Genomic DNA, 6,450 nt, shown 5'->3' on the forward strand with positions numbered 1-6,450 from the left:
CCGGTCGCCGCTCCTCACGTGGGTAGCTCCGCCCCGGACTGCTCGGCGGCCATGTACTCGGCGTACCAGTCGGGCCAGTTCGGGTCCTCCTCGCCGGTGCGCTCTTCGTGCCGGCCGTGGGCGGCCGCCGCCCGGCGGAGCGCGGTCGCCAGGTCGCGTGCGGAGCCGAACGACGTGGTGGCCGTGTCGATCCGCCCGGGAAGCCTGGTGGTGACCTCCTGCAGCAGCCAGGAATTGCCGTCGGGGTCGCTGAACGACGCCAGGGAGGAGTAGCTGCGGCGGTCGGGGTCCGGCCCGTCTGCAGGCCCGTCCGCGCCGCGGTGGAACACGCTGACCGCGACGCCGGCAGCGACCAGCTGGTCACGGGCGACCTCGATGTCGGAGACGATGAGATATCCCTTGGCCGAACCGGGTGCGGCCGTGGTGAGGTCTGCGCCGAAGTGAATCGAGGCGTCGGAGCCGGGCGGGGTGAACTGGACGACGCCGGAGTCGGGCGGTGTGACGTCCTGTCTCCAGCCGAGTCTGGTGTAGAACTCGGTGGCGCGGTCGACGTCCGAGATGGGGAGGACGATGACCTCCAGCTTCATGTCGACGGTCGGGACATTCGTGGTGCTGGTTGCCTCATCGGTGTGAACTTCGTTGGTGCTCATGGGTTTCCTCTCGCGATGTGTCGGGGATCGATCGAACAGGTCGTGCGAATCGCTGCGTCTGTCGTCGTGCGGTGGTCAGAAGACGAATTGYTGGCCGCCGTCGATGTCGTACGTCGCGCCGGTGAGTGCCGTGTTGCTCATGATGTGGACGGCGAGGGCTGCGACGTCGGCAGGGCCGACGACCCGGCCGATCGGAAGCTTCGTCCGCAACTCGTTCCGCCGTTCGTCGAGCCGATCACCGAGCAGCGATGCCGACAGTGGGGTGTCGACGAAGCCGGCGGCGATGAGGTTGACGCGAACCGGCGCGAGCTCGAGAGCGAGGGCCGCCGTGAACGGGGGCAGTGCGGCCGTGGCGGCGGAGGCGATCCCCAGGCCGTGACCGATGCGCCGGCCGCCGGTGCCGCCCATGAACAGCAGCGTGCCCCCGGGCCGCATCTTGTTCGCCGCATTGCGCGCGACCTCGAGCCCCAGCACTATGTGCTCGGTGAGCTGCCGGCGCACCTCGTCCGCGTCCATCTCGAGCAGGGGAGCGTAACGCGGGCCGCCGGCCGTCACCAGCACATGGTCGATGGTTGTCGGCAGGTCCTCGAAGAACCTCCGCAATGCTGGCGGGTCGGTGGCGTCGAACGCTGCGGTGCGCTGTGTGCCGACGTCTGCCGCTGCGGCCTCGAGCCGGTCGGGGTTGCGCCCGGTGAGGATGACGTCGGCACCCTCCATCCGGGCGCGTCGCGCTGTCTCGAGCCCGATGCCTGCGCTGCCGCCGATGAGGACGACGGTCTGTGCGGCCAGCTCCGGTTCGCGCTGCATCGAGGCTGGTCTGGTTTCGCTGGTCACGATTTCTCCGATCGGTAGCGTCGGCCACCGATCACCGGGATTCGCACGCGTGGCGCTCTCACGCCGATCGACCACGTCGGCGCGGTCGGGGAGAGCACGTCGCAGTCCGGCACCGCGCGACCTCGAGTCGCGGGTCGGTGTCCGCCTACGGAAATGTTTCTACAGTCGTCGCGACGGGGCAAGGGGCGGCACCAATCGCCGTCAATTGATTTCGGCGAACACCAGGGTGGGATCAACCATCGGGACGTGGGTCTGGTTTCCCATCCGCCGCTACCGGATGGTCGTGAAGGTCGTCAGTCTTCCAGCGGCGCGCCGGTGGTCTTGGGGCCGAACACGGCGACGATCACCTCCGCTGCGACCCAGCGCGCTGCGACGGGTACGAACATCGCACGCGCCCGACTTGGATCGCCATCAGGTTGTCGTCCCATCGCGGCAATCGAGCGCGAGGATCACGTGTCCAATTGGCACCGGACCGCGTCGCCACTCTCAGCGGTCCGACGGAAGATTCTCCGTGTGACCCCGCATATGGGCCGAGGCCACGTGAGGCGAGTTGCGGTCCTCATCACCGTGGCTACCTGACGCCGCCGGCAACGGAAAGCAGTCGAGGGCGATCCGAAGTGAACCAGGAGGAGTCCGGGCCAATGCGGACGAAGAAGCCAATGCGGACGAAGAACTCGTGGTCCACGACCCCGGTCTCGGGACCCGAGAGCCCGTGYGGACCTGGTCGAGCATCGGCCAATTCGGCGGCGCTCGACCAGCCAGCGTGTTTACGTCACGATCGGGGAAGCCATTGGCCTCAGACGACGAAACCTCCCGGCCCCATTATCCCGGTTTGAATCCATTTCTCGAGATCTTCCCTTGCGGATTCATCGACGAACTCGAAGCGAACCCCGCCGGTAGTCTTTGGGTTCGTGTACCACGCAAACGTGGTTCCATCGGGGTTCAAAACCTCGCCATCCGATTCCACTCCTGAATCGAGATACCGCTTCTTGTTTTCATCGATTTTCGGGTCCCACATGCCGATGTGATGCAGGCCCTCCCCGTGACCAGCGGAATAAACTCCGTCACCCTTGGCTTCGAGCAGTTCCATATAAGGGGGTCCTTGTTGAGAATATGTAACTCGCAGGTCGAACTCGTGTTCGTCGGGATCGGCCAGTCTATTGAGATGCACTTCGGTCGGCTCATGGAAGGTAAGCCCAAAAAGATTCCCGTACAGCGTGATTGCGTTGTCGATGTCTCTGACGAGAATTCCGTAGTGATAGACGTTCGGTGATTCCATGTGCGTTCCTTTCGGGACTGCGAGCAAATTGGACGACGGGAAGATGGCGCTGAACCTGCCTTCTCCTAATGCTTCTTCCTGATCTCATCCGCTCCAATCCGTTCATCCGGAGACAGAATTCGCGCATTTTCATTCATGTTCCGCGGTCGCATTGTCCGGAGCCAGGAGTTGGTACGGTCGACAAGACCGACTATGCCATCCGGAAAAAACAGCACAATCAGGATGAACAGAAACCCGAGGACGACGAGCGGTTCGGACACTGTGCGACTTGCCCATTCGGGTAGGCCGTCGAGCACGCCGGACGTAGAAAGCTCGGGCAGCCTCAAAGTGAGGATTCCGTATACGAGGCCACCGATCGCTGCACCCCAGATCCGGCCGCGGCCGCCCAAAACCACCATGACGATCAATGCAAGACTGAAATGCACTGATGCGCTAGACGGATTGGCGCCCCGCGCAACCAAGAGATACACCGCCCCGCCCGCCGCCGCGATCACGCCGCCGAAAGCATATGCAACCAGCTTGTAGCTGTACGAGAACAACCCGAGACTTTCGACCCGATCCTCGTTCTCGCGGATCGCTTGCCAAACCTGGCCACAACGAGACCGCGTCGCCATCCAGGCCAGAAGGTAGGCGACCACGGCGAATGCGAGCGATAGCCAGTAGAGCCAGCGGACGTCGCGGGCGCTGGCGAGCAGATCGGGGATCTGCTCGAAGGCAACAGGCAGGCCCTCCTCGCCGCCGAAAATCCCCGCAGGATCAACCAGGAGCAAAATGTAGAAGGCCTCGCCGAACGCCAGCGTGACCATCGTGAAGGCGACCGCCTTCACGCGAAGGGCGATCGCTCCCAGCGCGGTATTGACCAGCCCGGACAGCGCGATGGCAAGCGCTGCAGCGGAAAAATACCCCAGGCCTGCGTGCATCAGCAGGTTGGTTGCGTAGATTCCCAGAGCGAAAACCAGGGCATGACCAGCGCTCAGCAGGCCGGTGTATCCGAATACGACATCGAAAGATATCGCGACACCAGCGAATACAAGGCCGATCGACAAGATGAGCAGAGAACCGGAACTCGACAACTGTCCGGGGAGAAGGATCGGAATCGGAACATCCAACATCGGTAGAGCAGCCAAAACGAGAATGACCGTGAGGCCCACTCGCGCCCCGACGGAAATCCGCCTCGGGTGCAGCTTTCCCGGACTCCGGTCGACGGGCAACCGTGTCTGGGTACTGGATAACGGAATCATGCTGACGCAACCCTTCCGAGCAAGCCCTGTGGGCGCAGTAGGAGCACAGCCGCAAGCAGACCGACGACCGCGATGTCGCCCAGCCCAGTGCTCACGTAGAAGTTCACGATTTGCTGAGTGAAGGCGACGAGAGCGGCAGCGATGGCGGTGCCGCCGATTGATCCGAGTCCGCCGATAATCACCACGATGAAAGCGAAGATCAACAGATTCGGACCGAGGGCAGGGGTAATTCCCGTGAAGTAGACCGCGCCCAGCGCGCCACCCAGGCAGGCCAACGCAGCGCCCAGTACGAACACGAAGGTGAAGCTCCGCGCGACATCGATGCCCAGCGCCTGAACCATCCGCCTGTTCTCCACACCTGCGCGGATGATCAACCCATACTTGCTCTTCTTCATGAAGAACAGCAAGCTCACCAGCACCAAGGCTGATATGCCGAAGATAAGGATTCTACTGTTGGGAATGCGTCCACCGAGGATCACCGTGACGTCGGTGAACCAGGCCGGCTGTGCGATCGATTGCGGCGAATACGAGAAAATACCGCCGATGAGCCCCTCCATGACGAATGCGAGCCCCAACGTGATGAGGATCTGTGTGAGGTGATCACCGTAGTTGCGCGCTATCAGCGTCCGCTCTACGAAATATCCTAGAACGCATCCGAATATGACCGCCACAACTATGGCGACAGCGAAACGTGCAGCGAGGGAATCTATCAAGTCGAACCGGTCCATGACGACCCAGGCCGCATATCCGCCCACCCCAAAGATCGCGGCATGCGCAACATTCAGGACGTCCATCAAGCCGAATATCAGGGAAAGCCCTGAAGAGAGGAGGAAATACAGGCCCGCGAGTCCGAGGCTCGTAGCAGTGAGGACGATAAGAGTTGTCATTGTGCAGACCCCTTTTCGGTCCCGATCGTGTTGCTGCCACGGGAAGACGGCGCGACACCGAGGTAGCGCTGCGTGAGGTCCGCATCTGCGGCCAAATCCTCCATCGAACCGGTAAAAACAACTGCGCCGTGGTCCAGCACGATCGCATCGGTAGCCAGGCGCTGCGCGACTCGGATGTTCTGGTCGACGAGCAGGATTGTGGTGGCACTGGCGGCCTTCGCCAGAGCCTCGACTACCTGGCCGACCACGATGGGCGCCAATCCCTTGCTCGGCTCGTCGATGAGGAGCAAGCGGTTCGGGTTCAGGATGGCACGCGCGATTGCCACCATCTGCTGCTGGCCGCCGGACAGCGCTCCCGCCCGCTGAGCGCTCCGACGCAGCAAGTCTGGGAACAATTCGTGCACGAGATCCAGACGTTGGGTCGCCTCCGGTGTCCGCGCAGCCAATCGAAGATTCTCGGCGACAGTCAACGTGCTGAAGACCTCGCGGTCCTCGGGCACGTATCCGATACCTCGGCGGACCAGGTGGTGGGTGGGCACGCCCAAGATCTCGTCACCGTAGAGCCTGATGCTGCCGCTGCCCTCGAGCAAACCGAGAATTGTCATCAACGTTGTCGTCTTCCCAGCACCGTTGCGACCGAGTAGTGCGGTGACACGACGTGGACGTACCTCGAACGACACACCTTCCAGAACATGTGCTTCCCCGCGGTGCACCTGAAGGTCTCGCACGGACAGGGCAGCGTCGCCGTCGGACATCAGAACTCCGGCCCGAGGTAGGCGGCTTGGACCCGCGGATCGGACATAACTGCGTTCGGCTCGTCGCACAGGAGAAGACCGCCGTCTTGCATGACGGCAATACGATCCGACGCGTCCAGAACGAGATCCATTCGATGCTCGACCATCACCACCGTACGGCCCGTGTCGTGCACCGCCCGTACGACGTCGATCAGCGCGTGGACATCCTCGGCGGAGACACCGGCCGTCGGTTCATCCAAGAGCAACACGCGCGGGCGCGCGCACAACGCGAGGGCTATCTCGAGCTTGCGCTTGTCTCCGTACGGTAGGTCGGACACGATGTTTCCGCCCATGTCGTGCAGGCCGACCTCTTCGAGGTGCTCTCGTGCACGCTCCGTGGCTCGATCGTGGGCCGATGGCCTGCCCCACAGGTTCATGCTCCCGCCCAGCGCAGCCTGGGCCGCCAACCGTGCGTTCTCGAGGACCGTCAGTCCAGCAAACAGGCTCGACGTCTGGAACGTCCGTCCCAAGCCGCGCCGGACACGGTGTGCGGCTCCCATTCTGGTGATGTCCTGACCATCGAAGTGGACTGAACCCGATGAGGGGCGATACACCCCTGACAGGAGATTCATCAACGTGCTCTTGCCGGCCCCGTTGGGCCCGATAACGGTGAGAAACTCGCCACGCCGGACACGGAGTCCGACATCGCTGACGATGGCGAATCCGCCGACACTCCAGGAGAGATCGACTGTCTCGAGCGCATACTCGATCGCGGGTCCCAGTACCTGTGAGGACGGCAGCGTCCGGTCAAGTGCTGCGGTATCT

General features: G+C 63.0%; 7 protein-coding genes. All 7 read right to left on the bottom strand.

Features of this window, described 5'->3' with window-relative positions; all coding sequences use genetic code 11:
• Positions 1-14 precede the first annotated feature (14 nt).
• Entirely contained in the window at positions 15-650 is a 636-nt protein-coding gene (locus tag AC1DWT_RS33335) for a VOC family protein (protein ID WP_206012545.1), read from the bottom strand.
• A gap of 75 nt (positions 651-725) precedes the next feature.
• A complete protein-coding gene (locus AC1DWT_RS33340; RefSeq protein WP_206012544.1) occupies positions 726-1,484 on the bottom strand; it encodes an SDR family oxidoreductase in 759 nt (252 codons plus the stop codon).
• A 796-nt stretch (positions 1,485-2,280) separates the two neighbouring features.
• Entirely contained in the window at positions 2,281-2,763 is a 483-nt protein-coding gene (locus AC1DWT_RS33345; protein WP_206012543.1) for a VOC family protein, read from the bottom strand.
• 65 nt (positions 2,764-2,828) lie between these two features.
• Positions 2,829-3,914 (bottom strand): branched-chain amino acid ABC transporter permease, encoded by a 1,086-nt coding sequence (locus AC1DWT_RS33350; RefSeq protein ID WP_477923941.1) that lies wholly within the window; start codon positions 3,912-3,914, stop codon positions 2,829-2,831.
• A gap of 86 nt (positions 3,915-4,000) precedes the next feature.
• On the bottom strand, positions 4,001-4,891 hold the full coding sequence (locus AC1DWT_RS33355; RefSeq protein WP_206012541.1) for a branched-chain amino acid ABC transporter permease: 891 nt from the start codon (positions 4,889-4,891) through the stop codon (positions 4,001-4,003).
• Positions 4,888-5,646 (bottom strand): ABC transporter ATP-binding protein, encoded by a 759-nt coding sequence (locus tag AC1DWT_RS33360; RefSeq protein WP_206012540.1) that lies wholly within the window; start codon positions 5,644-5,646, stop codon positions 4,888-4,890. Before AC1DWT_RS33360 ends, AC1DWT_RS33355 begins: the two co-directional genes overlap by 4 nt.
• Positions 5,646-6,450: ABC transporter ATP-binding protein (locus tag AC1DWT_RS33365; protein ID WP_477923942.1), on the bottom strand; the 805-nt coding region annotated here is incomplete at its 5' end. The genes AC1DWT_RS33365 and AC1DWT_RS33360, both read right to left, overlap by 1 nt.

The sequence above is a fragment of the Rhodococcus sp. P4_B6 genome (genome assembly GCF_056402215.1).